Below are 24,145 nucleotides of genomic sequence, written 5' to 3'. Positions count from 1 at the left end.
CCACATGAACTCCGCCGTCCGCAACATCGCGATCGATCCCGTGGTCACCTCCGACGAGTTTCGCGGCGCCATGCGCCATCTGACCGGCGGGGTCAGCGTCATCACGGCGGGGCGCGGCAAGGACATCTCCGGGATGACGGTGACTTCCGTCTCCTCGTTGTCGGTCGAGCCGGCCTCGCTGATCGTGAGCCTCAATCGCGCCGCATCGTCCTGGCCGCTGGTCAAGCGTCACGGCGTTTTCGGCGTGAACATCCTGAGTTCGGACCAGGTCGAGATCGCCGAGCGCTTCACCGGCAAGGGCGGGCTGAAAGGCGCCGAGCGCTTTGCTGGCGCCGAATGGACGACGCGCGCCTCCGGCGTGCCGCTTCTGGTCGGCGCGCTGGCGGCGATCGATTGCGAGGTCGAGGACGTCGTGGAGCGTCATTCGCACGCAATCGTCATCGGGCGCGTGCTCGACCTGCAGGTCTCCTCGCGCACGGGAGCGCTCGCCTATTGGCAGGGGCGCTATGTCGCCGTCGACCAGGACGAGGATGCCGCCAAGCTGGCCGACGTCAGCGTACCCACACGCGGCGTGCATCTGCGCTGACGTCAGCTCGTAGCCCGGGTGGAGCGGAACGCGCAACCCGGGGGTTTGCGTCGGCGGTCGGCGGCGGCCCCCGGGTTACGCTGCGCTTCACCCGGGGCTACTTGTTCTGGGAACGGACACGCCAGCCGTGGCGTTTTGTCTCCTCGCGCAATAGAAGGCGTCAGTCTTCTATTGCCGGAAGGGAACGAAGCGCGTCATGGGCTTGATGAAACGTCTTGCAACCTGGGTCTTCTACGGCATCGGTGCGCTTGCGATCGCCTATCTCGCGCTCTATGCCTATGTCGCCTTCACTGGGCGCGACTTGACGCCCGGTGATCCCATTCACATCTTCCGCAAGCCGGACGCGCCGAGTTATTCGTAGCTCCACGCGTCATTGCGAGGAGCGAAGCGACGAAGCAATCCATGCCTCCGCGTGCGGCGGCGCTATGGATTGCTTCGCTGCGCTCGCAATGACTGTGGTGGCGATTACCCCGCCGTCGCCAGGCGCTGATAGTCCGCCGTACCCGATCCCGCGGGCGGGATCGGCAGGCCGCCATCGGCATATTCGTTCAGCTTGTTGCGCAGCGTGCGGATCGAAATGCCGAGGATATTGGCGGCATGGGTGCGGTTGCCGAGGCAGTGCTTCAGCGTCTCCAGGATCAGATCGCGCTCGACGTCGGCAACGGTGCGGCCGACCAGCGCGCGCGTCACCTGCTCGGCGGCGAGGGTGGCGTGAGCGACCGCGGGCGCGGTCTTGGCGAGGTCGAGGCGGTCGCCGTCCGGAGTCACGATGGCATCGGGGCCGATCTCGTCGCCCTGCGCCATCAGCACGGAGCGGTGGATGGTGTTTTCAAGCTCGCGGACGTTGCCCGGCCAGCGGTTCGTGGTCAGCACCCGCCGTGCCTCGGATGACAGCGGCCGCGCCGACACGCCATTGGCCTCGGCGTATTTCTTCGCGAAATGCTGCGCCAACTCCAGGATGTCGGCCGGCCGGTCGCGCAGCGGCGGGATCTTCAGGTTGACGACGTTGAGGCGGAACAAGAGGTCCTCGCGGAAGGTGCCGGCGCGCACCGCGTCTGCGAGATTGCGGTTCGAGGTCGCGATGATGCGGATGTCGACAGGCACCGGCTTGGTGCCGCCGACGCGGTCGATCACGCGCTCCTGGATCGCGCGCAGCAATTTCGATTGCAGCCGCACGTCCATTTCCGAGATTTCATCGAGCAACAGCGTGCCGCCGGTGGCTTCCTCGAACTTGCCGATACGGCGAGCGATCGCGCCGGTGAACGCACCCTTCTCGTGGCCGAACAATTCGGATTCCAGCAGATGCTCGGGGATCGCGGCGCAATTGATCGAGATGAACGGCCGTTTGGCGCGCGCCGAGCGGGAATGGACGTAGCGCGCCAGCACTTCCTTGCCGGTCCCGGATTCGCCGGTGATCATCACGGAGGCGTCCGAGCCCGCGATCTGCTGCGCCAGCTTGATCACACGGCCCATGGCTTCGTCGCGGTAGACGAGGTCGCGGGAATCATTTGCGACCGCGGCGAGTACGGCGGCGATCAATTCCGGCTCCGGGGGCAGCGGGATGTATTCCTTGGCGCCGGCGCGGATCGCCGCCACCGCGGCGCGGGCATCGTTGGAGATACCGCAGGCGACGATCGGCACGTGGATGTGCTCGGCTTCCAGGCGCATCACGAGGTCGCGAATGTCGAGGCCGACATCGACCAGCAGCAGGTCAGCGCCCTTGCCGCCGCGGAGCACCGCCATCGCCTGCTCGTTGCCTTCCGCGTGCGTCACGGAGGCGCCGTTGTCCATCGCGATCTTGGTGGCGGTCGTGAGCTGGCCCTTGAGGGTGCCGACGATGAGAAGCCGCATGAGTGTCTCCTATCTTCCGCGCGTCCGCCGCGCGTCTATCGGTTAAAGGCTAGCTACGCTCTGCCTTGATGATTTCGGTCATGGTCACGCCGAGCTTGTCCTCGACCAGCACCACTTCGCCCCGCGCCACCAGGCGGTTGTTGACATAGATATCGATGGCCTCGCCGACCCGGCGGTCGAGCTCGAGCACGGTGCCGGGGCCGAGCTTCAGGAGCTGGCCGACATCCATCTTGGAGCGGCCGAGCACGGCCGAGACCTGCACCGGCACGTCGAAGACGGCTTCGAGGTCGGAGGCGATGCGCGAAGCATGTTCGTCCTCGTTATAGCCCACATCGTCGTCCCTTGGCGCGTCCGCCGAGTTGAGGTCGGGGAGCGGGACATGTGTGTCGGTGTCACTCATCGTCGATCCTTTGGCTCAATCCTTATGGCCGTTGGTCACGGGACGCCATGTAGCGTCCGACAAGTTCGTTGATCTTGGCGTCGATCGCCGCGCGTTCCAGCACGATGCCGCCGTCGGCCCATTCGATCCGGCAGTCGCCGATCGCAATGGTCGGCTCGGCCAGGATCACGAGGCGACCCTGAAAGCCGCTCTGCGCGGCCAGCCGCTCGATCTTTTCGCGCGCGCCCTCGTAGAGCGCATCATTGATGCGGACCACGATGTGAGGTGTCGAGACCAGATGCGAGAAGCAGTCGGACACCAGCGCCGTGATCTCGCCAAGCGGTTCGCGCGCGATCATTTCGCCACACAATTTGCGCGCGACCGAGACCGCGACGTCGACGGCTTCGGTCTCCATCCGCGCCTCGATGCCGGAAAAGCGCGACGCGATGGTCTTGATCGCAAGCCCGATCTCTTCCAGCGCGAGCGCGGCGCGGCGGTCGCTCTCCACCTTCGCTTCGTGCTGGGCGGCATCGTAGCCGTTGCGATAGGCGCGCGCTTCGGCTTCCGCGACCTTCTGGGCGATATCGGCGGCGGTTGCGGCGCGCTCGCGCGACTTGGTGGGGGCCGAGAAGTCGGTATCGAACAGGAATTTTGCGGGCGCGGCCATCAGTACACCAGTTCGTCGTCGGCACGGTTCTTGGTCAGCATGATCTCGCCCTTGGCGGCGAGGTCCTTGGCGAGATTGACGAGCAGCGCCTGCGCCTCGTCGACGTCGCGCAGGCGCACCGGTCCCATCGCCGCCATGTCATCCATCAGCATCTTGCCGGCGCGCGAGGACATGTTGCCGAGGAAGAAGTTGCGGACCTCCTCATTGGCGCTCTTCAGCGCAATGCCAAGCTTCTCCTTGTCGACATGACGCATCAACGTCTGGGCCGAGCCGGAATCGAGCTTGACCAGGTCGTCGAAGGTGAACATCAGCGCCTTGATGCGTTCGGCGGATTCGCGGTTTTCCTCTTCCAGCGAGGTGATGAAGCGCGTTTCGGTCTGGCGGTCGAAATTGTTGAAGATCTCGGCCATCACCTCATGGGCGTCGCGGCGGCGGGTCTGCGACAGGTTGGACATGAATTCGGTGCGCAGCGTCTGCTCGACGCGCTCGATCACTTCCTTCTGCACCGCCTCCATCCGCAGCATGCGGCCGACGACATCGAGCGCGATATCCTCCGGCAGGATCGCCAGCACACGCGCGGCGTGCTCGGACTTCAGCTTCGACAGCACCACGGCGATGGTCTGCGGATATTCGTTCTTGAGGTAGTTGGCGAGCACCTCTTCCTGGACGTTGGAGAGCTTCTCCCACATGTTGCGGCCCGCGGGCCCGCGGATCTCGTCCATGATGCCGCTGACGCGGTCGGCCGGCAGATATTGCTGCAGCAGCCGCTCGGTGGCGTCGAAATTGCCCATCAGCGCGCCGGAGGCCGACATCCGCGAGACGAATTCGAGCAAGAGGTCCTCGACCACGTCGGCTTCCACGGTGCCAAGCGTCGACATCGCCATCGATAGCTCGCGCACCTCGTCATCGTCGAGCAGCGACCAGACCTTGCCGCCGTATTTCTCGCCGAGCGCCAGCATCAGGATCGCCGCGCGCTTCGGGCCGGAGATCGGCTTGCTCTTCGGACGGTCGCCCTGACGGCTCGACAGGGTCGAGATGACGCTCGTGATGTCGTTGGCGTTTGCGGTTTGCGGGACGCTGGCCATCTCAGGTCTCGGCAGGCTCGGTCAGCCATTGGCGAACAATGGAGACGGTTTCGTTCGGATTGCGTTCGGCGAGTTCGCCCACGCGGTTCACGGCCTGGGCATGGACCTGGCCCTGGATCTGGGCGACGTCGATCATGTGCGCGGCGCCGCCGCCGGTCAGGAGCGCCTGGCCCTGTCCGCCTTCGCTGCCGGCCTGCGCGCTGGCGTCGGCCAGTGCGGGCACCGAGGCCTCGGCGCGGCCGGGTACGACCTCGTTGGCCAGGATGCGCTTGACCAGCGGGCGGATCACCATGAACAGCACGACCAGGCCGAGCAGCATCATCACGCCGAGCTCGATCACATACATCACGTCGTCCTTGGTGAACTGCAGCATGCCGAGGAAGCCGGTGGGCTCGTTGAGCGGGGTCACCGAGGGCGCTTCGGCAAAGCGCAGGTTGACGACCTCGACCTGATCGCCGCGCTTCTGGTCGAAACCGATCGCCGAGCGCACCAGGGCGGCGATGCGGTCGAGCTGCTCCTTGGGGCGGTCCTGGTAGACCATCTCGCCCTTTTCGTTCTTGGCATAGCTGCCGTCGACGAGGACGGCGACCGAGATGCGGTTGACGCGGCCGGCTTCGGTCACCTCGGTCTTGGTGGTGCGGGAGATCTCGTAATTGTTGGTCTCCTCGCTCTTCTTGCTCTGGTCGCGGGCGCGCGCGGCATTGTCCTGATTCTGGTTGCCGGGCAGCTCGTTGTTGACCGTGACCTGACCGCTATTGTCAGCGGAGAGGCTTGATTCCTCCCGGGTCTGGCTCGAGCGCAGCACGCGCCCTTCGGGGTCGAACTTGTCGGAGGTCTGGGTGATCTTGTTGTAGTCGAAATCGGCCGAGAGCTGGACGCGGGCGCGACCCTGGCCGACCACGGAGGACACGATGTCCTCAACCTGCTTGCGCATCCGTTTCTCGAAGGCGGCCCGGCGCTCGTCGCCGACGGCGTTATCGGCATCGCTGGTGGCACCGTCGGCGAGCAATTGGCCGGCCTCGTCGACGATCGACACCCGCTGCGGCTTCAGCCCGTTGACGGCGGAGGCGACCACGTGGCGGATGGCGCGGATCTGCTGCGGCTCGAGGGTGCCGCGCACCCGCACCACGATGGAAGCGGACGGCTCCGGCGTCTCGCGCGAGAACAGCGGCCGCTCCGGCAGCACCAGGTGCACGCGCGCGGCCTGGATACGGTCGATGGCGCGGATGGTGCGGGCGAGCTCGCCTTCCAGGGCGCGCAAATGGTTGATGTTCTGGACGAAGCTCGTGGTGCCGAGCGCGTCCGACTTGTCGAAGATCTCGTAGCCGACGCCGCCGCCCTTGGGCATGCCCCCCTCGGCGAGCTTCATGCGCAGCCGCATGACCTTGTCCTTTGGCACCATGATGACGGCGCCGTCATTGCGCAGCTCGAACGGGATCGCCTGCCGCTCGAGCTCCTTGACGATCGCGGAGGAGTCCTCGACGCTCAAATCGGTGAACAGGGTCGTCAGTTGCGGCGTGGTAACGCGCAAGATGACGAACGCGAAGAAGCCGATGAGCGCGGCGGTGACCGCCACCATCGCCGCCAACCGGGCCGCGCCCAGGCCCTTCAGGAAAGCAACCAGACTTTGCACCAACCGCCCCCAGGGATTCGGCCCTCCGAGGGTCCGACTGGGCAATTATTGCCTAGGGTATGGTTTCCATCCGGTTAACGACGGTTAAGAACCGCGGCAGAAAGTAGGACATGAAAAAAACCGGCTTCGCAAAGCGAGGCCGGTTTTCATCAAATTCGATTGGTTTCGAGGGCTTATTGTCGATATTGCTGGATCCGGGTGGTGCGCAGCCCGGCCAGCCCGTGCTGATCGATGGAAAATTGCCAGGAAAGGAATTCGTCAACCGTCAGCGTGTAGCGGCTGCAGGCTTCCTCCAGGGAAAGCAGACCGCCGCGCACCGCGGCAACAACTTCAGCCTTCCGGCGAATGACCCACCGTTTTGTACCGGGCGCAGGCAAGTCGGCAATGGTTAGCGGACTGCCGTCGGGCCCGATGACGTATTTCACCCTCGGGCGATGGGGTTCTGTCATGGCGTACTCACAAACTCTCGACCACTGAACTCACTCTGCCAACCTACGCGTGTCGGCTTAAAATTTGCCTAAGCGCAATCCTGCAATACGAATCGTTGGAAATGCCGGTAGGGTGGCTCCGCCCCGTCACCTGTCCCAGTGTGGGAAAGCGGCCCCGGCCCGGAGCCGACGGGCGCGTGGTGGGGTCCGAATCACAACCCAGCGGAAGCGAGGTCGCCCGTGGGCGAGATTGTAGTGCCGATCCTGCTCTGGTTCGCGGCGATCGGCTGTGGCCTGCTTGCCGGGCTCTATTTTGCGTTCTCGACCTTCGTGATGAGGGCGCTCGGCCGCATCGAGCGGGCATCCGGCATCGCGGCCATGAATGCCATCAATGTCGACATCGTCCGCTCTCCGTTCATGCCGCTCTTCCTCGGCACGACGCTGGTGAGCGCGATCCTCGCCGCCCTTGCGGTCTTCCGCCTGGGCGAGCCCGGCGCGGCGGCGATGCTCGCCGGCGGGGTGCTCTACGTCGTCGGCATGTTCGTCGTGACGATGATCTTCAACGTGCCGCTCAACAATGCGCTGGCCGCGGCCGATCCGGCGAGCACGGAGGCGGCTTCGCTATGGGCGCGGTATCTCAAGGAATGGACCTTCTGGAATCACGTGCGGACAGTCGCCTCCACGGCGGCCTCTGCGCTTTTCATTGCCGCCATCGCGGCGGATTAGAGCGTTTTCGAGCGAAGTGGGTACCGGTTCGCGCGAAGAAAACGCGTCAAACAAAGAATTTAGAGCTATTCGGTTCTGATTCCATCAGAACCGAATAGCTCTAGGTCGATCCCGACCCATCGCCGGAGCCATCGCCAGAGCCTGCATCAGAATCCTTGCCGCCAGTGCTCGGGCGGATCACCCGCTTGATCTGGTCGGTTGTATAGGTCTGACCACCGATCGAGAGCAGTGGCGGGGTGGCGGTCAGGTCGACGGAATCGACAATGCCCTGGACTTCGGTCGAGATCGCGACGTTGTTGCCGGAGGCGTCCTTGCCGGTTGCGGTGAGCGTGTAGCTGCCCGGCGGCCATTGCCTGCCGTCATTGCCCTTGCCGTCCCAGACGAAACTGGAGCCGCCCGTCTTCAGCGAAAAATTGCCGGAATAGGCGGTCTGGCCGGTCGAATCGGTGATCGTGATGGTGGCGCTGCTCTCCTTCGGCGAATTGATGTTCCAGGTCGCCGAGCCGTTGAAATTGGCCTTGCTGCCGTCGACCGCGACGGTATTGCCGACATAGATCAGCGCCTGCGTCGACTGCGCGCTCTTCTCCAGGGCGACGATCGAGCTCAACTGGTCGTTCATCTTGAGCTGCTGCTCGACGCCGGCGAACTGCACGAGTTGCGCCGTGAACTGGTTGGTGTCGAGCGGATCGAGCGGGTTCTGATTCTGCAGTTGCGTCGTCAGCAGCGTCAGGAAGGTCTGGAAGTTGTCGGCAATGCCCTTCGTCTGGGTCGACGCGGTGTTATTGCCCGAGGCCGTCCCGGTCCCGGGTGCCGATACGACCGGCGACGGCATGGATACGTCGGTTGCCATGGCAAGCTCCTCTAGATCATGATCCGATCACGTTGGATCGGATCATGATCTCATCTCTTTGGTTGAGCATGATCTTCTCGGAAAACCGGTTCCCACTTTTCCGGATCATGCTCTAGACTCTAATATCGACGCCGCCGCTCGCGCCGAGCATGCGGCCATAGCTGCGACCGGCGACGGTCGCCGGCACGCTGTCTTCTTCGCTGACGATCAGGCGATGCGCATTGGGATTGGACTGGTTGCCGCCGTTCTGCCCCGACGACGACTGGTCGCGCAGGCTGAACTGCAGTCCGCTATTGCCGGTTGAGAGGCCGGCATTGTCCAGCGCGCGCTGCAGTTGGTTGGCGTCCTGGCGCAACATCTGTAGCGTTTCCGGCCGCTCGACGGTCAGATGCGACGTCACCTGGCCATGGTTGTCGACATGGATGCGCACATCGATGCGCCCAAGCTCGGGCGGATCGAGCCGGATTTCGAAGCGGCTCTTGCCACTCTTGGCCGAGGCCGCGATCTCCAGTGCGAGGCCGCTGACCGGCACCGCATTGCCATGGGTTGTTGCCGCGGTCACGGTCAGTTGCGAATTGGCCGCCGGCGTTGTGGGCGCGGATGGCATCTGCGGCTGGATCATGGCGGCCGCCTGCGCAGCGTTGTCGGATGCGGCGGCCAGCGTTTGCGCGGTGTTCGCTGCGCCCGACTCCACATGGCTTGCCGCGTGCGCGGACGGCGTCTGCGCGGAATTGCCTGAGGCGTCCGCTTTCACCGCGTCAACAAAGGCGTGCTCGGCTTTCTCCTTGCCGGCGGCTGTTTCTGGCGGGGCGATATCCGGGACAATGCCAGTCGGTGTTTCGGCCGGCGTGGAGTCTGTCGCGCTGTCTTGTGCGCCGGACGTGGGGATGGCGTCCTTCGCGGTCAGCGTCGGCTTTGACTGGGCTGTGGCCTTTGCCTGCGGCGTCGGCGAGGGGGCGGCGGCTGCAGACAGTGCGATGCCGGTCGCGGTGTCGCCAACTGCCTCCGCGCTGACGGAAACGGCGGCTACGGCTTTGGCGTCCGCCTGAGCTTCGGCCTGGGCATCGGTCTTGACCGCGTCGGCCGCTGCGGGAGCTGTACCGGCGACCGAGGCCACAGCCGCGATGGCCGCGGCTGCCGTCGCGAGCGGAGCGGCGGCCGGGTCCGCTACCGGCGGTGTTGCGGGCGCTGCATTGGCGGGGCTGTCGACGACTGCGGAAACCGTCGCTGTTATCACCGTGGTTGCAGCGGTGCCGTCGTCCTGCTTGGACTCATCACCATCCTTGCCACCATTCTTGGCATCGTCCTTGGCTGGGACATCGTCCTTCGGCTTCGACGACTTTGCCGAATCGGACTTTGGCGTGTCGGGTTTCGAATCAGGCTGATCGGCTTTGTCGGCCCGGGTGCTGGAGCCGACGTCGTTGCGCGCACCGACATCGTTCCGCTCAGAGCAGTCAGGGCCGGCGCCGTCATCGCGCGACCTCGTGTCCGCCGCCGGAGCAGGATCATCGTTCCGGCGCGCCAATGCAGGCGGCGCACGGGAACTGTCGTCGGGGCGCTCGTTGCGGGCCGCCGTGTTGCTATCGACCAGTGCGGCAAAACTGTCATTTCCGGGCGCGGGGCCGGAATCCGGTCGCGCCGACCTCGGCGAATTGGCCTGAAACGACATGCCTGCCAATGCTTCTTGCGCGACCTTGACCACAACCGACCCTCGGGATGGAATTCAGTTCCCCATCAGCAAGGAGCGGGCCAGCAAGTCTGAGAAAAAATATCCATATATTACAGTGGTTTACGAGGAGGGTGCGGGATTTGGAACAATCGCCTGGCGGTTCGCTTTTTGCCCGGCGGCAAGATTTGCCGTCTACATCTCTTCCAAGGACGGCTGATTGCTTCGCGGCGATACGGCCTATATTAAAGGGTGGCTTTTCCTGCGCCCCGACGAGGCAAATCAGCCTTTTTCGGCGATGCTCCAAAGCCTTCTGGGTAAAGTCCGCTTTTAACGCTGGTCGCGGGGGGCAACGGCTGCTCGCGACAGAAATCGATGACCTCTTCCATGCGCAACAGTCTCGATCTCGAAGGCCGTCCCGAGGACACCAGGGTTGTGGTCGCCATGTCCGGCGGCGTCGACTCATCGGTGACGGCTGCGCTCTTGAAGTCGGAAGGCTACGATGTGGTCGGGATCACGCTGCAGCTTTACGACCACGGCGCCGCGACCCACCGCAAGGGCGCCTGCTGCGCCGGCCGGGACATCCACGACGCCCGCAATGTCGCCGAGCGGATCGGCATTCCGCATTACGTGCTCGACTATGAGAGTCGTTTCCGCGAATCGGTGATCGACAATTTCGCCGACAGCTACGCGCTCGGCGAGACGCCGGTGCCATGCATCGAGTGCAACCGCGCCATCAAGTTCCGCGATCTGCTCGCGACTGCGCGCGAGCTCGGTGCCGCCGTGCTCGCGACCGGGCACTATGTCGCCTCGCGACGCCTCGCGGACGGATCGCGGGCGATGGTGTGCGCCGCCGACGCCGATCGTGACCAGAGCTATTTCCTGTTCGCGACCACGCGCGAGCAGCTCGACTATTTGCGCTTTCCGCTCGGCGATATGACCAAGCCGCAGGTTCGCGAACTCGCGCGCCGCTTCGGTCTCGAGATCGCCGACAAGCAGGACAGCCAGGACATCTGCTTCGTGCCGACCGGCCGCTACACCGACATCATCAGCCGCCTGAAGCCGAATGCGGTCGCGCCCGGCGACATCGTCGATCTCGACGGCAAGGTGATCGGCCAGCACCAGGGCATCGTTCATTTCACGGTGGGCCAGCGCAAGGGGCTGGGGATCGCCACCGGCGCGCCGCTGTATGTCGTGAGGCTCGATGCGGCGAGCCGCCGTGTCGTGGTGGGCCCGCGCGAAGCGCTGCGCATGGATCGCATTCTCTTGCGCGACGTCAACTGGATCGGCGATGGCGCGCTCGATCGCGTCATCGGCGAGGGCATCGAGCTGTTCGTGCGCGTGCGCTCGACGCGCGCGCCGCAACCGGCCTGGCTGCGTAGGACCGATCGCGGCTACGAGGTTGAGCTTGTCGCCGGCGAAGAGGGCGTATCGCCCGGGCAGGCCTGCGTGTTCTACGACGCGCCGTCCGGCCAGGCGCGCGTGCTCGGCGGCGGATTCATCAAGAGCGCGGCCGCGAGGAACGTGGGTGCGATGGTGCGGCCTCTCGCCGAGGCCGTGCGCTGACATAAATTCGGGGCAGGGGATGGCGGCGGATATCGACCGCGAGGGGGTCGAAAAGGCCTATGGGCGCTGGGCGCCGATCTACGATTTCGTGTTCGGCAAGGTGTTCGATCAGGGCCGGCAATCGACGATCGCCGAAGCCGACCGGATCGGTGGTCGCGTGCTCGATGTCGGCGTCGGCACTGGACTGTCGCTGGCGGATTATTCGCGCAGCACCAGACTTTGCGGTGTCGATATTTCCGAGCCGATGCTGCGGCGGGCGCAGCAGCGCGTGCGGGCGCTGGGCCTGACCAATGTCGAGGCGCTGGCGGTGATGGACGCCAAGAACCTCGCGTTCCCGGATTCGTTCTTCGACGCGGTGGTGGCACAATATGTCATCACGGCGGTTCCGGATCCCGAGGCGACGCTGGATGATTTCATCCGCGTGCTGAAGCCGGGCGGCGAGTTGATCCTGGTCAATCACATCGGCGCCGAAAGCGGGCCGCGGCGCCTGTTCGAGCTGGCTTTCGCGCCGCTTGCCCGAAGGCTCGGCTGGCGGCCGGAATTTCCGTGGGCGCGGCTCGCCAACTGGGCCAGGAAACATGGCGGCGTCACCCTCGCCGAACGGCGCCCAATGCCGCCGATGGGGCATTTTTCGCTGATCCGCTTCCGCAAATCGTGAATGCGGTTTTGGCCGGAACCTCCGCGCGCGCCGGCCGTTTGCTTCGCATGCGGATGAACCAGTCACTTGTCTTTTTCGGTGTGCTGATGGTGGTGCCGGGTGCGGCGGTCGCACAGGCTCCGCCTGCGCCGACGACGCCCCCGGCGCAGACCGCGCCGCCCCAGCCCCAGCGCGGCGAGAATTGCACGCCGATGCAACAGCCGGCGAATCCCAACGCAAAGCCGGATACCACCACCGGCCAGCGATCCGAGCCGCTCGGCGAAAAACTGTCACGCTCCGACGGCGTATTGTGCCCGCCTGCGGGTGTGGATCCCGAGATGCGGGCACCGCCCCCGGACGGCGGCAATACTCCGGTGATCCCGCCGCCCGGCAGCCCCGGCGGCGATCCCTCCGTCCGGCCAAAATAGCCCCCGTTTCGCAGCACCTTGGCTGGCGGCTTGTTGGCAGGAGGCTTATTGGCAGAAGGCCGGCCGACGGCCTGCTTTGCTTGACAGGCCGTCCGCCCACTCCTTATATGCCGCGCATTCGCGCCGCGGCATCTGCATGCCGCAACGGCGCTGCCGTGGCGGGGTAGCTCAGCTGGTTAGAGCACGGGAATCATAATCCTGGGGTCGGGGGTTCGAGTCCCTCCCCCGCTACCACCTTTCCCCTGTCCAGCCCGGACACATAGGTAACAGAACGTACCTGAGAGATGGGTGACAACCTCGTGCCGAACGGGTTGTCGAGGGGTTTGAGGGTCGTTTACTCCAAAGTCTATCCAGGTTGACGTCGATCGGATGCGATCTTTTGCGTTCCAGCGTGACGCATCCATGGCATGGGTATTTTTGCTCGGCTCGCGCTGCCGCCGTCAACCCCGCGCGTGCCGCGCCCCTTCGGGCGTCGGGGGTTGACCGCGACGGCGGAGCCAAGCAAGCGGCCTGTCATGCCAAGAATGCACAAGAGCGCGTCTCGATCAGGGCATGGCGGTCGCGGCTGAGATATCGGTTGCGGGCTTCGGGCCGAATGGGTTGTCGAGAGGTTGCAGGGTCTTCTGCTCGAGATCGAAATAGCCGAGATCATAGTGCATGAAGCTGACGAGCCAGATTCCCTCATCGATTTCCTTGATGCCGAGCTTTTGGCCGGCCAGGACGGTTGAGATGTTGATCTTCTTGCGATGCAGGCACAGGCGGCCGCAGGCGGTGACAACGACGTCGCGGTCGTGAAAGGGATAGCTCAAGTCCGGCAGGCCGGCATAGGTGCGTGCCGAGGCGGTATAGAGCTCGGCAGGGCACTTCATGCCGAGTGCCTCGTGGGGACGCTCGGTGTTGAACTCGTGCACGAAGGCATCGAAGCGTTCCTGCTGCTGCAGGCTATTGAAGCCTGGCGGCCGGGTCGCTTCCTTCTTGAGGGTGAGGTGCATGCGCTCATGCCGGCCGTTCTGCTGCGGATGGCCTGGTTTGATGCGCTCGATCGCGATACCGAGCCGGAGCCACCACACCGAGAGCCTGGAGAGGTTGAACAGGGCATTGGGACTGGCAAAGGGCACACCATTGTCGGAGCGGATGGCGAGCGGCAAGCCGCGCTCGTGGAACAGTCGTTCGAAAGCCGTAATTGCGGGGTCTTCGCGCGTCGAGTCGAGCGCCTCGCACATCAGCAGCAAGCGCGCGGCATGATCGCTGACGGTCAACGGGAAGCAGTAGCGGCCATTGCCGAGCTTGAACTCGCCTTTGAAGTCGGCGCACCAGAGATCGTTGGGAGCCAGCCCCTGGGACAACGGCGTGCCGCGCGCGGTGCTGCAGCCCACCACCGCGCTTGACGAAGGCTGTGGCGGTCGAGGACCTGTTTGTACCGAAAACCTCATTCGAGTTGATGACGTGATGGAATCGCCTAAGCTGGCGGAATGATCGGGCTGTTTTGCTTCGTTCTTTCCGCCCTGGCCTCGCCATTCAAGTCGAAGTTGCGGCTTGAAGCCTGGAACGCGGTGCTTCGACATCAGTTGATGGTCTTGAGGCGTAGGCTGCATGGTCGCGTCCGGCTCACGAACCATGATTGCTGGTTCTTTATCCAGCTGTATCGGGAGGGCGACCGAAGATCGACACGGAGATCCGGCGGATGAGCGGCGACAATCCGCTCTGGGGCGCACCACGTATTCACGGTGAACTGCTCAAGCTCGGGTTTCAAGTCGCACAGTCAAGTGTCGCGAAGTACATGGTCAAGCGGCGTGGGCCGCTACATCAGGGATGGCAGGCCTTTAGGGATGGCAGGCCTTTCTGCGAAACCACGCTCCGGACATTGCCGCCATGGATCTGTTCGTGGTCCCGACCATTGGCTTCAAACTGCTGTACGGCTTCGTGATCGTACGGATTGACCGTCGAGAGCTGATCTGGATCAACGTCACAACCAACCCCACGGCGGAATGGATCGCACACCAGATCACCGAAGTTTTTCCTTGGGACGGGGCTCCGGGTTATATGATCCGTGATCGCGATCGGATCTATGGCGCCGTCGTCACACGGCGATTGCGCGCCATGGGCATTCGAGACAAACCGATTGCACCGGCTTCACCTTGGCAGAATGGCTTCGCCGAACGGCTGATCGGATCGATTCGGCGGGAATCTCTGGACCACATCATTGTCCTGGGCGAGGTGCATTTGCGCCGCATTCTGAGATCTTACGCCCATTACTATAATGGCACGCGCACTCACCTATCCTTGAACAAGGACGCGCCGATATCACGTTCCGCCGAGGCAGCAGGACGCATTCTGTGCCGTCCGATCCTGGGTGGGCTGCATCACCGATATGCTCGCGTTTGATTTGCGGTAGGCACAGGTAGCACAAGCAGTGCAATAGGCATTTTCTGCCGAATCAATCGCTTTCCAATTCGAATAAATCGGTAATAAGCTGCGTTCCTTGGACAACGGAGTCGCCCAGAGCGTGGAGTAGTTTGCCTCACTATGGATTTGATGGAGAATAGTGTCGGTGCATGGCGCGTCGGCGTGCTGTTTTCGCAGACAGGCGTCACATCGACGATCGAGCGGACGCAGCTGAATGCCACCTTGCTCGCGATCGAGGAAATCAACGGGAAAGGAGGAGTTCTGGGACGGCCGATCGAGCCCGTGTTGTACGATCCTGCTTCCGATCCCAAGAAATTTCGGGCTTTCGCGGAGCGGTTGTTTCAGGTCGATCGGATCAGGCTCGTGTTTGGCTGCTACATGTCGAGCACGCGCAAGCAGGTTCTGCCCGTGGTAGAAGCGCACCGTGGTCTCCTGTTCTATCCGACCCTCTATGAGGGTTTCGAGTACTCGCGCCATTGCATCTACACCGGCGCGGCGCCGAACCAGAATTCACTGCAGCTCGCCAAGTTCCTCCTGTCCGCCTATGGCAACAGGTTTCTGTTCGTCGGCTCGAACTACATCTATCCCTATGAGTCGAACCGCGTGATGGCGGACTTCGTGGTGCAGAGCAAAGGCAAGGTGCTGGACGAGATCTATGTGCCCCTGCGCCCGGATCCGAAAGATTTTGACAAGGTCATCAGCCGCATCAAGAAGACTTCGCCCGACGTCATCTTCTCCACTGTGGTGGGCAGCGGCACATCCGTGCTTTATCGTGCCTATCGCGCGGCCGGCCTGGATCCGGCGCGCATGCCGATCGCGAGCCTGAGCACCAGCGAAGCGGAGGTTGCGGAAATGGGTGCCGAAGCCGCCGAAGGCCACATCACCGCTGCTCCCTTTTTCGAGACGCTTTCCTCGCCGGCGGCAAAGCGCTTCGTCACCAGCTTCAAGGAGAAGTACGGTGCTGATGCTCCCGTCACCGCCTGCGCCGAGGCCGCCTATTTCCAGCTTCATCTGGCGTTTCGTGCGGTGGCGAAATGCGGCTCCGACGATCCCGAACAGGTGCTCGGAAACTTGCGCGACGCAGAATTCGATGCCCCGCAGGGCCGCGTCAGGGTCGATCCGGAGAACAATCACACCTTCCTGTGGCCGCGGATCGCCCGGCTCGACCGTCACGGCCGTTTCCAGACGGTCTGGAATCCCGGCGTGCGGGTGAAGCCCGATCCCTATTGTGTCGTCCAGAGCCTCGACGATTGGTCGGTCGAGCTGCCGTTGCTCCACTCATGAGCACCCCGTAACGGAGAACTGGACGTGGCCATCCAAATTCTTCGGGACTTGCGCGGGTTGCGGGTTCACGTCGTGCATCCGGCTGACACCGAGCGCACGAGGTTAGTCGAGCATCTGCGCCGCATCGGGTGCATGGTCGAGACTCAGTGGCCGGTGCCGGACAGCTGGGCCGAGGGTGCCGACATCGTGCTGCTCGCGATCGAGCACGACGTACGCGAGGAGATCCAGCAGCTGTTGAAGTCGGATGCAAACCACCGGCCGACGCTGATCGCCGTTGTCAGCTACGAGGATCCGTCCACGCTGCAGCTTGTGCTCGAAGCCGGCGCGGTCGCAGTGATCGAGCGGCCGATCAGGCCGTTCGGTCTGCTCACCAACCTGACGATCGCGCGCAGCCTCTGGCTCGAGCGGCGCGAGGCCGACAAACGCGTGCGCAAACTCGAGCGCAAGCTCGCCGGCATCCAGCGCATCCAGAAGGCGAAGGTCATTCTGATGGACGGTCAGGGATTGAACGAAGCGGAAGCATACGAAACGATCCGCAAACAAGCGATGGCGAAGCGCTTGTCGATGGACGACATGGCGGCCGCGATCATTCACGCAAACGAGCTGTTGCAATACCGCGTGAAAGGTGATTAGCTTTTGAGGCGTCGCGAGAGGAAATCCTTCTCGCGACTTTTGCTGGACCATCGATGCTGCTGGTTCAGCTCAGGCTAGGTAAGCCCGAAAGATCCGCGAGGATCTGTCGGGCTTTTTTGCTTTGTGGGGTCGAGACTCGCCGCCGACGCGTTAGCGTTTTCGGGGAGCGGCCTGATCTGGGATTTTTCTGGCTTCGAAACAACGTGCTTCGGCGCGAACGGCTTGGTGTGCCTCGACACATGGGGAGTGTAGGTATGGCGATCGACAGACGCAGGTTTCTGAGGAATGGATTGCTCGCAAGCGGCACGGTGATCACGTCGCCATGGGTCTTTCAGACCGGCGCGCGTGCGGCGGGCGAGGTCAAGGTCGGCGTGTTGTTCTCTCTGACCGGAGGTCTTTCGATTATCGAGAAGTCGCTGCATGACGCCACGATGATGGCCATCAGCGAGATCAATGCCGCCGGCGGCGTCAAAGGGATGAAGGTCGTGGCGATCGCCGAGGACGGCGCATCCGATCCGAAGACCTACAACGAAAAGGCTTCGAAGCTCGTGATCCAGGACAAGGTGCCGACCGTGTTCGGTTCCTACACGTCGGCGAGCCGCAAGGCGGTGCTGCCGGTGTTCGAGAAGCGCAACAATCTCTACTTCTATCCGACCTATTACGAAGGATTCGAATGCTCCAAGAACGTCATCTATACCGGCGCCGTTCCAAACCAGCAGCTTTCGAATTTCATCCCCTGGATCATCAAGACGCTCGGCAAGAAGAAGTTCTTTATCGTCGGATCAAACTACATCTATCCGCGCGAGATGGCGAAGGTCTCTAAGATCCTGATCGAGAAGAACGGCGGCGAATGGATCGCCGACGAATATCTCGAGCTCGGCCATTCCGAATGGGGCTCGATGGTCAACAAAATCAAGAGCTCGGGCTGCGACGTTGTGCTGTCCAACGTGGTCGGCGACTCCGTGGTCGCCTTCTACCGCGAATACAAGAACCAGGGCTTGACCCACGACAAGCTGCCGATCTGCGCCACCGTTACTTCCGAGATCGAGATCGCGGCAATGGGCGCGGAATATGCGGTCGGTAGCTACACTTCGTTCCCGTACTTCCAGGCGATCGACACCGATCGCAACAAGGCCTTCGTCGAGCGCTACCGCGCCTTCGTGAAGGATCCGAAGGCGGTGACGCACCATGCGCTGGAATCTTCCTATTTTCAGGTGTTCCTGTGGAAGCAGGCGGCCGAGAAAGCCGCTGAGATCACGCCAACCGCGATCCGCGAGGCGGTGAAGGGACAGGAGTTCGATGCGCCGAACGGCCACGTGAAGATCGATCCCGAGAACCTGCACACCTACCTCACGCCGCGCATCGCGCAATGGCTCCCGGACGGGCAGGGCAAGATCATCGACGCCTATAAGGAGCCGGTCGTACCGTTGCCCTATGTCGCCTATGGCGAGACCCCGACCAACCTGTTCTGCACAGGCAAGGGGCTCGACACGGCCAAGCTGAAAACCTGATCGAGGCATACAGCCTCCGCCGCGCTTGCTCGCGCGCGGTGGAGGGTGGGGCGGTGGCATGCTTGAAGTTCTCTTTATCGGTCTCAGTCTCGGGTCGATCCTGCTCCTGGTCGCCCTTGGCCTTGCGATCACCTATGGCGCGATGGGCGTGATCAACATGGCCCATGGCGAGATGGTGATGGTCGGCGCCTATGTCACGGTGCTCTCGGGCATCTGGCTCGGCACCAATATCTTTGTCGCGATACCGCTCGCCTTCATCGTCACCGCGCTGCTCGGGCTCTTGATCGAGCGCGTGGTGGTGAGGCGGCTCTACGGCCGCCTGCTCGACACGCTGCTTGCGACCTGGGGCATCGCCATTCTGATCCAGCAGGCGGTGCGGCTGGAATTCGGCCTGTCGTTTCTCGGCATCCACCTCCAGGGCCTCGGACCGGGCCTACAGAACGTCGCAGTGCCGCCGTTCCTGCAGGGCACGTTCTCCATCCTCGGCGCCGACATCAACCGCTACCGCACCTTCATCATCCTGGTGACCGCGATCCTCGCGCTCGTGACCTGGTTCATCATCTATCGGACGTCGATGGGCACACAGGTGCGCGCCATCATCCGCAATCCGAGGATGGCCGCGGCCTGCGGCATCGACGTCACCCGCATCAACGCTCTGACCTTTGCTTTCGGGTCTGGTCTCGCCGGCGTCGCCGGTGTGATGATGTCCGGCTTCAAGACGGTATTTCCCGATATGGGCACGTCGATGGTGGTCGACGGCTTCCTTGTCGTTGTCATGGGCGGCGTCGGCAGCCTGCTCGGCTCGGTGTTGTCGGCAGGCATCCTCGGCGAGATCAACGGGCTGGTGGCGGCAGCCACTAACGACATCCTGGCGCGTGCGGTCGTGTTCGGCGTCGTCATCGCCATCATCGTGCTCAAGCCGAAAGGGCTGTTCGCCCTGAAGGGGCGCTAGCGATGCCGATGAAACGCAAGATCGACTGGGCGATCTATGCCGCGTTCGTGGTGCTGGTGATGCTCCTGCCGCTGGTCATGGATGCGTTCTGGCTGAATCGGGTGGCGAAATATCTCGTGTACGGCATGCTCGGTGTCGCCGTGGCTCTGTCCTGGGGCTATGCCGGCATTCTCAATCTCGGCCAGGGCCTGTTCTTCGGCGCCGGCGCCTACATGCTGGCGATGTCGCTGAAGCTCGCGAGCACGACCAGCCTGCAGCAGGGCTCCGACAAGCCGGTGCCGGATTTCATGCTGTGGAACGCCGAGCCGGGCGCGCCGACCGAGCTCTGCTGTATCAACAAGGCCTCGTTCCTCTGGCTGCCGTTCCAGAGCCAGTGGTTCGGTGTTGCCATGGGACTGATCCTGCCGGTGCTGCTCGCCACCATCCTCGGCACTATCGTGTTCCGCAAGCGCATCTCCGGCGTATTCGTCTCCATCATCACGCTGGCGCTGGTACTCCTGGTGCGGCTGGTGGTGATCGACTCGCAGCCCGTCACCAACGGCTTCAACGGGCTCACCGATCTCGGCTGGTTCAATGTCGCGGGCCTCGAATTCGACCCCTACATCGTCCCGACCTATTACCTCGTCGCGGTTTCGCTCAGCCTCGTCCTTGTCGGCACGCGGCTCCTGATCGACACGCGTTCCGGCCTGATCTTGCAGGCGGTGCGCGACGACCAGAATCGGGCGCGCTATCTCGGCTTCGACGTGCCGGCCTACCAGACCTTTTTCTTCGCGGTCTCGGCGGCGATCGCGGGTTTTGCCGGCATGCTTTACGTGATCGTGTCAGAGTTTGCTTCCCCGACCTTCATGGACCTCACCTTCTCCATCACCATGGTGGTGTGGGCCGCCGTCGGCGGGCGCGCTTCGATCCTGGGGGCCTGCATCGGCGCGATCCTGATCAACACGATCTCGGCCACTGTCAGCGAGACCGAAGGCTTTGCCGAGGCCTGGAAGGCGATCATCGGCCTGATCTTCGTGCTGGTGGTGCTCTATCTGCCGCGCGGCCTTGCCGGGCTCGCGCATGATTTCATCGATCGCTTGCTGGCGCGCAAGCCTACGGCTTCGCCGCAGGCGCTGCCGGTGAGCGAAACATCGTCACAATTGGCGGAGTAGGCGATGGCGCAATCGGCACTCACCATCGACGGCTTGAGCGTGGATTTCGAAGGCTTCAAGGCCGTCAACGGCGTGACCATGACCGTCGATGACGGCGAGTTGCGCGTGCTGCTGGGCGCCAACGGCGCCGGTAAGACCACGCTGATGGATTTGATCTCCGGCAAGACCAAGTCGACCGATGGCCGCGTCTATCTGCACGATACCGACATTACCAACTGGGAAGAGCACAAGATCGCGCGCGCCGGCATCGGGCGCAAATTTCAGATCCCGAGTGTGTTCAAGGAACTCACAGTTCGTCGCAATCTCGAAGTGGCGAGCTGCAAGAAGCCCGGCGTGTTCGCCAATCTGCGCTTCGGCTTCGGCACTGATGCGGAACGCAATGTGGATGAGGTGCTGGAGCTGATCGGTCTCACCGAGGAACAGGACCGTATTGCCGCCTATCTCAGCCACGGCCAGACCCAATGGCTCGAGCTCGGCCTCCTGATCACGCAGAACCCCAAGATCATCCTGCTGGACGAGCCGACCGCCGGCATGACGCAGGCCGAGACCCACAAGACCTCGGAGATCGTCAACAACCTCAAGGGCCGCCACACCATCATCGTGGTCGAGCACGACATGGCCTTTGTGCGCGAGATCGCCGAGCGTATCACTGTGCTGCATCTCGGCCAGGTGCTGGCGGAAGGAAATGTCGAGCAGATCGAGAACAATCCGAAGGTGCGCGAAGCCTATCTGGGATCGAAGGGGATTTCGTGATGCTCGCCTTTGCCCATGTCGACAGCTTCTATGACCGCAGCCATATCCTGCATGATGTCTGCCTGGACGTACCCGACGGCGAGGTGACCGCCGTGATGGGCCGCAACGGCACCGGCAAGACCACGCTGTTGAAGACGCTGATGGGCCTCACTGACCGGATGGGTGGCGAGATCAGCCTCGATGGCGATGATCTTGGCGCGAAGCCGACGTTTCAGCGCGCGCGGGCAGGCATCGCCTATGTTCCCCAGGGCCGCGAGATCATCCCGGATTTCTCGATCCGTGAGAACATCCTGATGGGCTCGTTTGCGCGGAGCGACGGCAAGCGGGAGATCCCGCCGCTCGTAGCCGAGCTGTTCCCGTATCTGATCGACAATCTCGACCGCAATGGCGGCGTGCTGTCCGGCGGCCAGCAGCAACAGCTCGCGATCGCGCGGGCGCTCGCCGCCGATCCGAAGATCATCCTGTTGGACGAGCCCAACGAAGGCATCCAGCCGTCGATCGTCGAGGAGATCGAGAACGTCATCATCCGCCTTAACCGGGACGTCGGACTCACCGTCATCCTGGTCGAGCAAAACGTATCGTTCGTCCGCCGCGCCGCGCATTGCTTCGCCATGATGGAGAAGGGGCGCGTGGTGGCATCGGGCAAGATAGGCGAACTCAGCGACGCGCTGGTTCACCGCCACATGGCGGTGTGAACGGAGCGTCGCGGTGGCAGGCAACGGTGCGTGAGGACCAGAACCAGTGACCAGAAAACCGCAAGGAGAGCTATATGTTGCACGGTGATATTACTTCCAGCAACGACACGGTGGGCGTCGCCGTCGTGAACTACAAGATGCCGCGGCTTCACACCAAGGCGGAGGTGCTCGCCAACGCTCGCAAGATCGCCGACATGATCGTCGGCATGAAGACCGGTCTGCCTGGCATGGATCTGGTGATCTTCCCGGAATATTCCACTCACGGCATCATGTACGACTCCAAGGAGATGTACGAGACGGCGTCTGTCGTGCCGGGCGAGGAGACAGAGATCTTTGCCGAAGCCTGCCGCAAGGCGAAGGTCTGGGGCGTGTTCTCGCTCACCGGCGAGCGGCACGAGGAGCATCCGAAGAAGGCGCCCTACAACACGCTGATCCTGATGAACGACAAGGGCGAGATCGTACAGAAATATCGCAAGATCATGCCCTGGGTGCCGATCGAAGGCTGGTATCCCGGCAACTGCACCTACGTCTCCGAAGGGCCGAAGGGCATGAAGGTCTCGCTGATCATCTGCGACGACGGAAACTATCCCGAAATCTGGCGCGATTGCGCCATGAAGGGCGCCGAGCTGATCGTGCGCTGCCAAGGCTACATGTATCCGGCCAAGGACCAGCAGGTCATCATGGCCAAGGCGATGGCCTGGGCCAACAATGTCTATGTCGCGGTCGCCAATGCCGCCGGCTTCGACGGCGTCTACTCATATTTCGGCCATTCAGCGATCATCGGCTTCGACGGCCGCACGCTCGGCGAATGTGGCGAGGAGGATTACGGCGTGCAATACGCCCAGCTCTCGAAGTCGCTGATCCGCGACGCGCGCAAGAACGGCCAGTCGCAGAACCACCTCTTCAAGCTGGTCCACCGTGGCTATACCGGCATGATCAATTCCGGCGATGGCGATCGCGGCGTCGCGACATGCCCCTACGACTTTTATTCGAAGTGGATCGCCGACCCAGAAGGAACGCGCGAGATGGTCGAATCTTTTACCCGCTCGACTGTCGGAACCGAGGAATGCCCGATCGAGGGGATCCCGGCCAAGAAGGTCGCGCATCGCTGAACATGCGTATAATGCGGCGCCGGCCGGACAGTCGGCCGGCCCACGCGAAACCATGAAGCAAGAGAGGATGCGCCGTCATGACTCTCGATTACGAAATCTACGACCTTGGCGACGTCAGGCTGCAACGCGGCGCCACCCTGCGTGGCTGCAAGCTGGCCTACAAGACCTTCGGCACGCTGAACGCGGCGAAGGATAACGTCGTCGTCTATCCGACCTGGTATTCCGGCCAGCACTACGACAATGAATGGCTGATCGGGGAGGGCCGCGCGCTCGACCCGAACAAATACTTCATCATCATCCCGAACATGCTCGGCAACGGGCTGTCGTCTTCGCCGAGCAACACGCCCGAGCCGTATAACGGCCCGCGCTTTCCCCAAGTGACGGCCTACGACAATGTGCGCGTCCAGCACCGCCTGGTGACCGAGAAATTCGGCATCACACACATTCGCCTTGTGACCGGCTGGTCGATGGGCGCGCTGCAGACCTTCCACTGGGGCGCGCTCTATCCGGACATGATGGACCTGATCGCGCCATTCTGCGGTTCGGCCAAGTGCTCGCGGCATAATTTCGTCTTCCTCGAAGGCGTGAAGGCGGCGCTGACGGCGGATGCGGCCTGGAAAGAAGGCTGGTACACCGAGAAGCCGGCCCGCGGCTTGCGCGCCGCCGCGCGCGTCTATGCCGGCTGGGGATTCTCGCAGGCGTTCTATCGCGAGAAGCTTGATCTCGATACGTTGGGCTACTCCTCGCTGGAGGACTTCCTGGTCGCGTTCTGGGAAGGTTTCTTCCTGCCCAAGGACCCGAACAATCTCCTGACCATGCTTTGGACCTGGCAGAACGGCGATATCAGCGACAACGAGATCTATAAGGGCGATTTCAAGGCGGCGCTCGGCGCGATCAAGGCCCGGGCCTACGTCATGCCCGGTCAGACCGACCTCTATTTTCCACCCGAAGACAGCAGGTTCGAAGTCGAGCATATGCCGAACGCCGAATTCGTTCCGGTGCCCTCGATCTGGGGTCATTTCGCCGGCGGCCCCGGCACCAACCCGGTCGACGTCGACTTCATCGACGTCAAGCTGAAGGAACTGCTCGCCAAATGACGGCCGGAGCATGATGACATCAGGTCAAACTCTATCCGAGGCTGCACCC

The 24,145-nt window shown here is 63.1% G+C and carries 24 protein-coding genes, 1 tRNA gene and 1 pseudogene; 17 read left to right on the top strand and 9 right to left on the bottom strand.

Translation table 11 applies throughout. The features are described from left to right. The first annotated feature begins 4 nt into the window (after nt 1-4). Both YY7_RS0123370 and YY7_RS60540 read left to right on the top strand, forming a co-directional pair. The gene (locus tag YY7_RS0123370; RefSeq protein WP_028165364.1) at nt 5-586 is read left to right on the top strand and encodes a flavin reductase family protein; all 582 of its coding nucleotides are present in this window, start codon (nt 5-7) and stop codon (nt 584-586) included. Between the two features lie 196 nt (nt 587-782). Beyond that, complete coding sequence (locus YY7_RS60540) at nt 783-947, top strand: hypothetical protein (protein WP_155255288.1); 165 nt, start codon at nt 783-785, stop codon at nt 945-947. Nucleotides 948-1,051: 104 nt separating this feature from the next. Here the strand turns inward: YY7_RS60540 and flbD are convergent, their stop codons facing one another. From flbD to YY7_RS0123335, 6 genes are all read right to left on the bottom strand, one after another. Next, nucleotides 1,052-2,437, bottom strand: a complete 1,386-nt coding sequence (gene flbD / locus YY7_RS0123360) for a sigma-54-dependent transcriptional regulator FlbD (RefSeq protein ID WP_028165362.1) — start codon at nt 2,435-2,437, stop codon at nt 1,052-1,054. A gap of 49 nt (nt 2,438-2,486) precedes the next feature. Continuing rightward, nucleotides 2,487-2,837 (bottom strand): flagellar motor switch protein FliN, encoded by a 351-nt coding sequence (fliN, locus tag YY7_RS0123355; RefSeq protein ID WP_028165361.1) that lies wholly within the window; start codon nt 2,835-2,837, stop codon nt 2,487-2,489. A 22-nt stretch (nt 2,838-2,859) separates the two neighbouring features. After that, nucleotides 2,860-3,483 carry a FliH/SctL family protein gene (locus tag YY7_RS0123350; protein WP_028165360.1) on the bottom strand — a complete coding sequence of 208 codons (624 nt, stop codon included), beginning with the start codon at nt 3,481-3,483 and terminating at the stop codon, nt 2,860-2,862. Further along, a complete protein-coding gene (gene fliG, locus YY7_RS0123345; RefSeq protein WP_028165359.1) occupies nt 3,483-4,568 on the bottom strand; it encodes a flagellar motor switch protein FliG in 1,086 nt (361 codons plus the stop codon). The genes YY7_RS0123350 and fliG overlap by 1 nt, the downstream gene beginning before the upstream one ends. A 1-nt stretch (nt 4,569) precedes the next feature. Next, nucleotides 4,570-6,201 carry a flagellar basal-body MS-ring/collar protein FliF gene (fliF, locus tag YY7_RS0123340; protein WP_028165358.1) on the bottom strand — a complete coding sequence of 544 codons (1,632 nt, stop codon included), beginning with the start codon at nt 6,199-6,201 and terminating at the stop codon, nt 4,570-4,572. A 173-nt stretch (nt 6,202-6,374) separates the two neighbouring features. After that, on the bottom strand, nt 6,375-6,650 hold the full coding sequence (locus YY7_RS0123335; protein ID WP_002714638.1) for a DUF1153 domain-containing protein: 276 nt from the start codon (nt 6,648-6,650) through the stop codon (nt 6,375-6,377). A gap of 219 nt (nt 6,651-6,869) precedes the next feature. Between YY7_RS0123335 and YY7_RS0123330 the strand changes: the two genes are divergently transcribed. Beyond that, entirely contained in the window at nt 6,870-7,355 is a 486-nt protein-coding gene (locus YY7_RS0123330) for a DUF1772 domain-containing protein (RefSeq protein ID WP_028165357.1), read from the top strand. A 100-nt stretch (nt 7,356-7,455) separates the two neighbouring features. Here the strand turns inward: YY7_RS0123330 and YY7_RS0123325 are convergent, their stop codons facing one another. Next, complete coding sequence (locus tag YY7_RS0123325) at nt 7,456-8,205, bottom strand: flagellar hook assembly protein FlgD (protein WP_028165356.1); 750 nt, start codon at nt 8,203-8,205, stop codon at nt 7,456-7,458. Nucleotides 8,206-8,317: 112 nt separating this feature from the next. Further along, nucleotides 8,318-9,874: a flagellar hook-length control protein FliK gene (locus YY7_RS60535; protein WP_028165355.1), complete on the bottom strand. Its 1,557-nt coding sequence runs from the start codon at nt 9,872-9,874 to the stop codon at nt 8,318-8,320. A 384-nt stretch (nt 9,875-10,258) separates the two neighbouring features. Between YY7_RS60535 and mnmA the strand changes: the two genes are divergently transcribed. The 4 genes from mnmA (at nt 10,259) to YY7_RS0123300 (ending at nt 12,736) form a co-directional block, all read left to right on the top strand. Next, nucleotides 10,259-11,437, top strand: a complete 1,179-nt coding sequence (gene mnmA / locus YY7_RS0123315; RefSeq protein WP_028165354.1) for a tRNA 2-thiouridine(34) synthase MnmA — start codon at nt 10,259-10,261, stop codon at nt 11,435-11,437. 19 nt (nt 11,438-11,456) lie between these two features. Further along, nucleotides 11,457-12,095 (top strand): class I SAM-dependent methyltransferase, encoded by a 639-nt coding sequence (locus YY7_RS0123310; RefSeq protein ID WP_028165353.1) that lies wholly within the window; start codon nt 11,457-11,459, stop codon nt 12,093-12,095. 47 nt (nt 12,096-12,142) lie between these two features. Continuing rightward, nucleotides 12,143-12,502 carry a hypothetical protein gene (locus YY7_RS0123305; RefSeq protein WP_028165352.1) on the top strand — a complete coding sequence of 120 codons (360 nt, stop codon included), beginning with the start codon at nt 12,143-12,145 and terminating at the stop codon, nt 12,500-12,502. Between the two features lie 157 nt (nt 12,503-12,659). Continuing rightward, nucleotides 12,660-12,736: transfer RNA gene (locus YY7_RS0123300), tRNA-Met, on the top strand. Between the two features lie 311 nt (nt 12,737-13,047). Here the strand turns inward: YY7_RS0123300 and YY7_RS52495 are convergent. Continuing rightward, a pseudogene (locus YY7_RS52495) lies at nt 13,048-13,863 on the bottom strand (integrase core domain-containing protein); the annotation flags it as partial. A 511-nt stretch (nt 13,864-14,374) separates the two neighbouring features. Between YY7_RS52495 and YY7_RS0123290 the strand changes: the two are divergent. The 10 genes from YY7_RS0123290 to YY7_RS0123245 all read left to right on the top strand — a co-directional run bounded on the left by YY7_RS0123290 (nt 14,375) and on the right by YY7_RS0123245 (nt 24,096). Next, entirely contained in the window at nt 14,375-14,887 is a 513-nt protein-coding gene (locus YY7_RS0123290) for an integrase core domain-containing protein (protein WP_028165351.1), read from the top strand. A gap of 141 nt (nt 14,888-15,028) precedes the next feature. Continuing rightward, nucleotides 15,029-16,192: a transporter substrate-binding domain-containing protein gene (locus YY7_RS0123285; protein ID WP_028165350.1), complete on the top strand. Its 1,164-nt coding sequence runs from the start codon at nt 15,029-15,031 to the stop codon at nt 16,190-16,192. 24 nt (nt 16,193-16,216) lie between these two features. Beyond that, entirely contained in the window at nt 16,217-16,825 is a 609-nt protein-coding gene (locus tag YY7_RS0123280; protein WP_028165349.1) for an ANTAR domain-containing response regulator, read from the top strand. Between the two features lie 254 nt (nt 16,826-17,079). Next, nucleotides 17,080-18,336, top strand: a complete 1,257-nt coding sequence (locus YY7_RS0123275; RefSeq protein WP_028165348.1) for an ABC transporter substrate-binding protein — start codon at nt 17,080-17,082, stop codon at nt 18,334-18,336. A gap of 58 nt (nt 18,337-18,394) precedes the next feature. Further along, a complete protein-coding gene (gene urtB / locus YY7_RS0123270; protein WP_028165347.1) occupies nt 18,395-19,288 on the top strand; it encodes an urea ABC transporter permease subunit UrtB in 894 nt (297 codons plus the stop codon). 2 nt (nt 19,289-19,290) lie between these two features. Beyond that, on the top strand, nt 19,291-20,439 hold the full coding sequence (gene urtC, locus YY7_RS0123265) for an urea ABC transporter permease subunit UrtC (protein WP_028165346.1): 1,149 nt from the start codon (nt 19,291-19,293) through the stop codon (nt 20,437-20,439). Nucleotides 20,440-20,442: 3 nt separating this feature from the next. Further along, a complete protein-coding gene (gene urtD / locus YY7_RS0123260; RefSeq protein ID WP_028165345.1) occupies nt 20,443-21,192 on the top strand; it encodes an urea ABC transporter ATP-binding protein UrtD in 750 nt (249 codons plus the stop codon). Continuing rightward, nucleotides 21,192-21,887 carry an urea ABC transporter ATP-binding subunit UrtE gene (urtE, locus tag YY7_RS0123255; RefSeq protein ID WP_028165344.1) on the top strand — a complete coding sequence of 232 codons (696 nt, stop codon included), beginning with the start codon at nt 21,192-21,194 and terminating at the stop codon, nt 21,885-21,887. Before urtD ends, urtE begins: the two co-directional genes overlap by 1 nt. Before the next feature lie 74 nt (nt 21,888-21,961). Then, nucleotides 21,962-22,999 carry an aliphatic amidase gene (locus YY7_RS0123250; RefSeq protein ID WP_028165343.1) on the top strand — a complete coding sequence of 346 codons (1,038 nt, stop codon included), beginning with the start codon at nt 21,962-21,964 and terminating at the stop codon, nt 22,997-22,999. 77 nt (nt 23,000-23,076) lie between these two features. Further along, entirely contained in the window at nt 23,077-24,096 is a 1,020-nt protein-coding gene (locus YY7_RS0123245; RefSeq protein ID WP_028165342.1) for an alpha/beta fold hydrolase, read from the top strand. Nucleotides 24,097-24,145: the final 49 nt, after the last annotated feature.

Source organism: Bradyrhizobium elkanii WSM2783, from assembly GCF_000472865.1.
GTDB lineage: Bacteria > Pseudomonadota > Alphaproteobacteria > Rhizobiales > Xanthobacteraceae > Bradyrhizobium > Bradyrhizobium elkanii_A.
Note: the sequence above shows the minus strand (reverse complement) of the source record. Positions and strands in the feature narration are given on the sequence as shown.

What these genes read in the sequence shown, in the direction of transcription:
- YY7_RS0123370 (WP_028165364.1), top strand. Translation starts at nt 5, where the DNA reads ATGAACTCCGCCGTCCGCAACATCGCGATCGATCCCGTGGTCACCTCC.
- YY7_RS60540 (WP_155255288.1), top strand. Translation starts at nt 783, where the DNA reads ATGGGCTTGATGAAACGTCTTGCAACCTGGGTCTTCTACGGCATCGGT.
- flbD (WP_028165362.1), bottom strand. Translation starts at nt 2,437, where the DNA reads ATGCGGCTTCTCATCGTCGGCACCCTCAAGGGCCAGCTCACGACCGCC.
- fliN (WP_028165361.1), bottom strand. Translation starts at nt 2,837, where the DNA reads ATGAGTGACACCGACACACATGTCCCGCTCCCCGACCTCAACTCGGCG.
- YY7_RS0123350 (WP_028165360.1), bottom strand. Translation starts at nt 3,483, where the DNA reads ATGGCCGCGCCCGCAAAATTCCTGTTCGATACCGACTTCTCGGCCCCC.
- fliG (WP_028165359.1), bottom strand. Translation starts at nt 4,568, where the DNA reads ATGGCCAGCGTCCCGCAAACCGCAAACGCCAACGACATCACGAGCGTC.
- YY7_RS0123335 (WP_002714638.1), bottom strand. Translation starts at nt 6,650, where the DNA reads ATGACAGAACCCCATCGCCCGAGGGTGAAATACGTCATCGGGCCCGAC.
- YY7_RS0123325 (WP_028165356.1), bottom strand. Translation starts at nt 8,205, where the DNA reads ATGGCAACCGACGTATCCATGCCGTCGCCGGTCGTATCGGCACCCGGG.
- YY7_RS60535 (WP_028165355.1), bottom strand. Translation starts at nt 9,874, where the DNA reads ATGTCGTTTCAGGCCAATTCGCCGAGGTCGGCGCGACCGGATTCCGGC.
- mnmA (WP_028165354.1), top strand. Translation starts at nt 10,259, where the DNA reads ATGCGCAACAGTCTCGATCTCGAAGGCCGTCCCGAGGACACCAGGGTT.
- YY7_RS0123310 (WP_028165353.1), top strand. Translation starts at nt 11,457, where the DNA reads ATGGCGGCGGATATCGACCGCGAGGGGGTCGAAAAGGCCTATGGGCGC.
- YY7_RS0123305 (WP_028165352.1), top strand. Translation starts at nt 12,143, where the DNA reads ATGCGGATGAACCAGTCACTTGTCTTTTTCGGTGTGCTGATGGTGGTG.
- YY7_RS0123290 (WP_028165351.1), top strand. Translation starts at nt 14,375, where the DNA reads ATGGATCTGTTCGTGGTCCCGACCATTGGCTTCAAACTGCTGTACGGC.
- YY7_RS0123285 (WP_028165350.1), top strand. Translation starts at nt 15,029, where the DNA reads ATGGATTTGATGGAGAATAGTGTCGGTGCATGGCGCGTCGGCGTGCTG.
- YY7_RS0123275 (WP_028165348.1), top strand. Translation starts at nt 17,080, where the DNA reads ATGGCGATCGACAGACGCAGGTTTCTGAGGAATGGATTGCTCGCAAGC.
- urtB (WP_028165347.1), top strand. Translation starts at nt 18,395, where the DNA reads ATGCTTGAAGTTCTCTTTATCGGTCTCAGTCTCGGGTCGATCCTGCTC.
- urtC (WP_028165346.1), top strand. Translation starts at nt 19,291, where the DNA reads ATGCCGATGAAACGCAAGATCGACTGGGCGATCTATGCCGCGTTCGTG.
- urtD (WP_028165345.1), top strand. Translation starts at nt 20,443, where the DNA reads ATGGCGCAATCGGCACTCACCATCGACGGCTTGAGCGTGGATTTCGAA.
- urtE (WP_028165344.1), top strand. Translation starts at nt 21,192, where the DNA reads ATGCTCGCCTTTGCCCATGTCGACAGCTTCTATGACCGCAGCCATATC.
- YY7_RS0123250 (WP_028165343.1), top strand. Translation starts at nt 21,962, where the DNA reads ATGTTGCACGGTGATATTACTTCCAGCAACGACACGGTGGGCGTCGCC.
- YY7_RS0123245 (WP_028165342.1), top strand. Translation starts at nt 23,077, where the DNA reads ATGACTCTCGATTACGAAATCTACGACCTTGGCGACGTCAGGCTGCAA.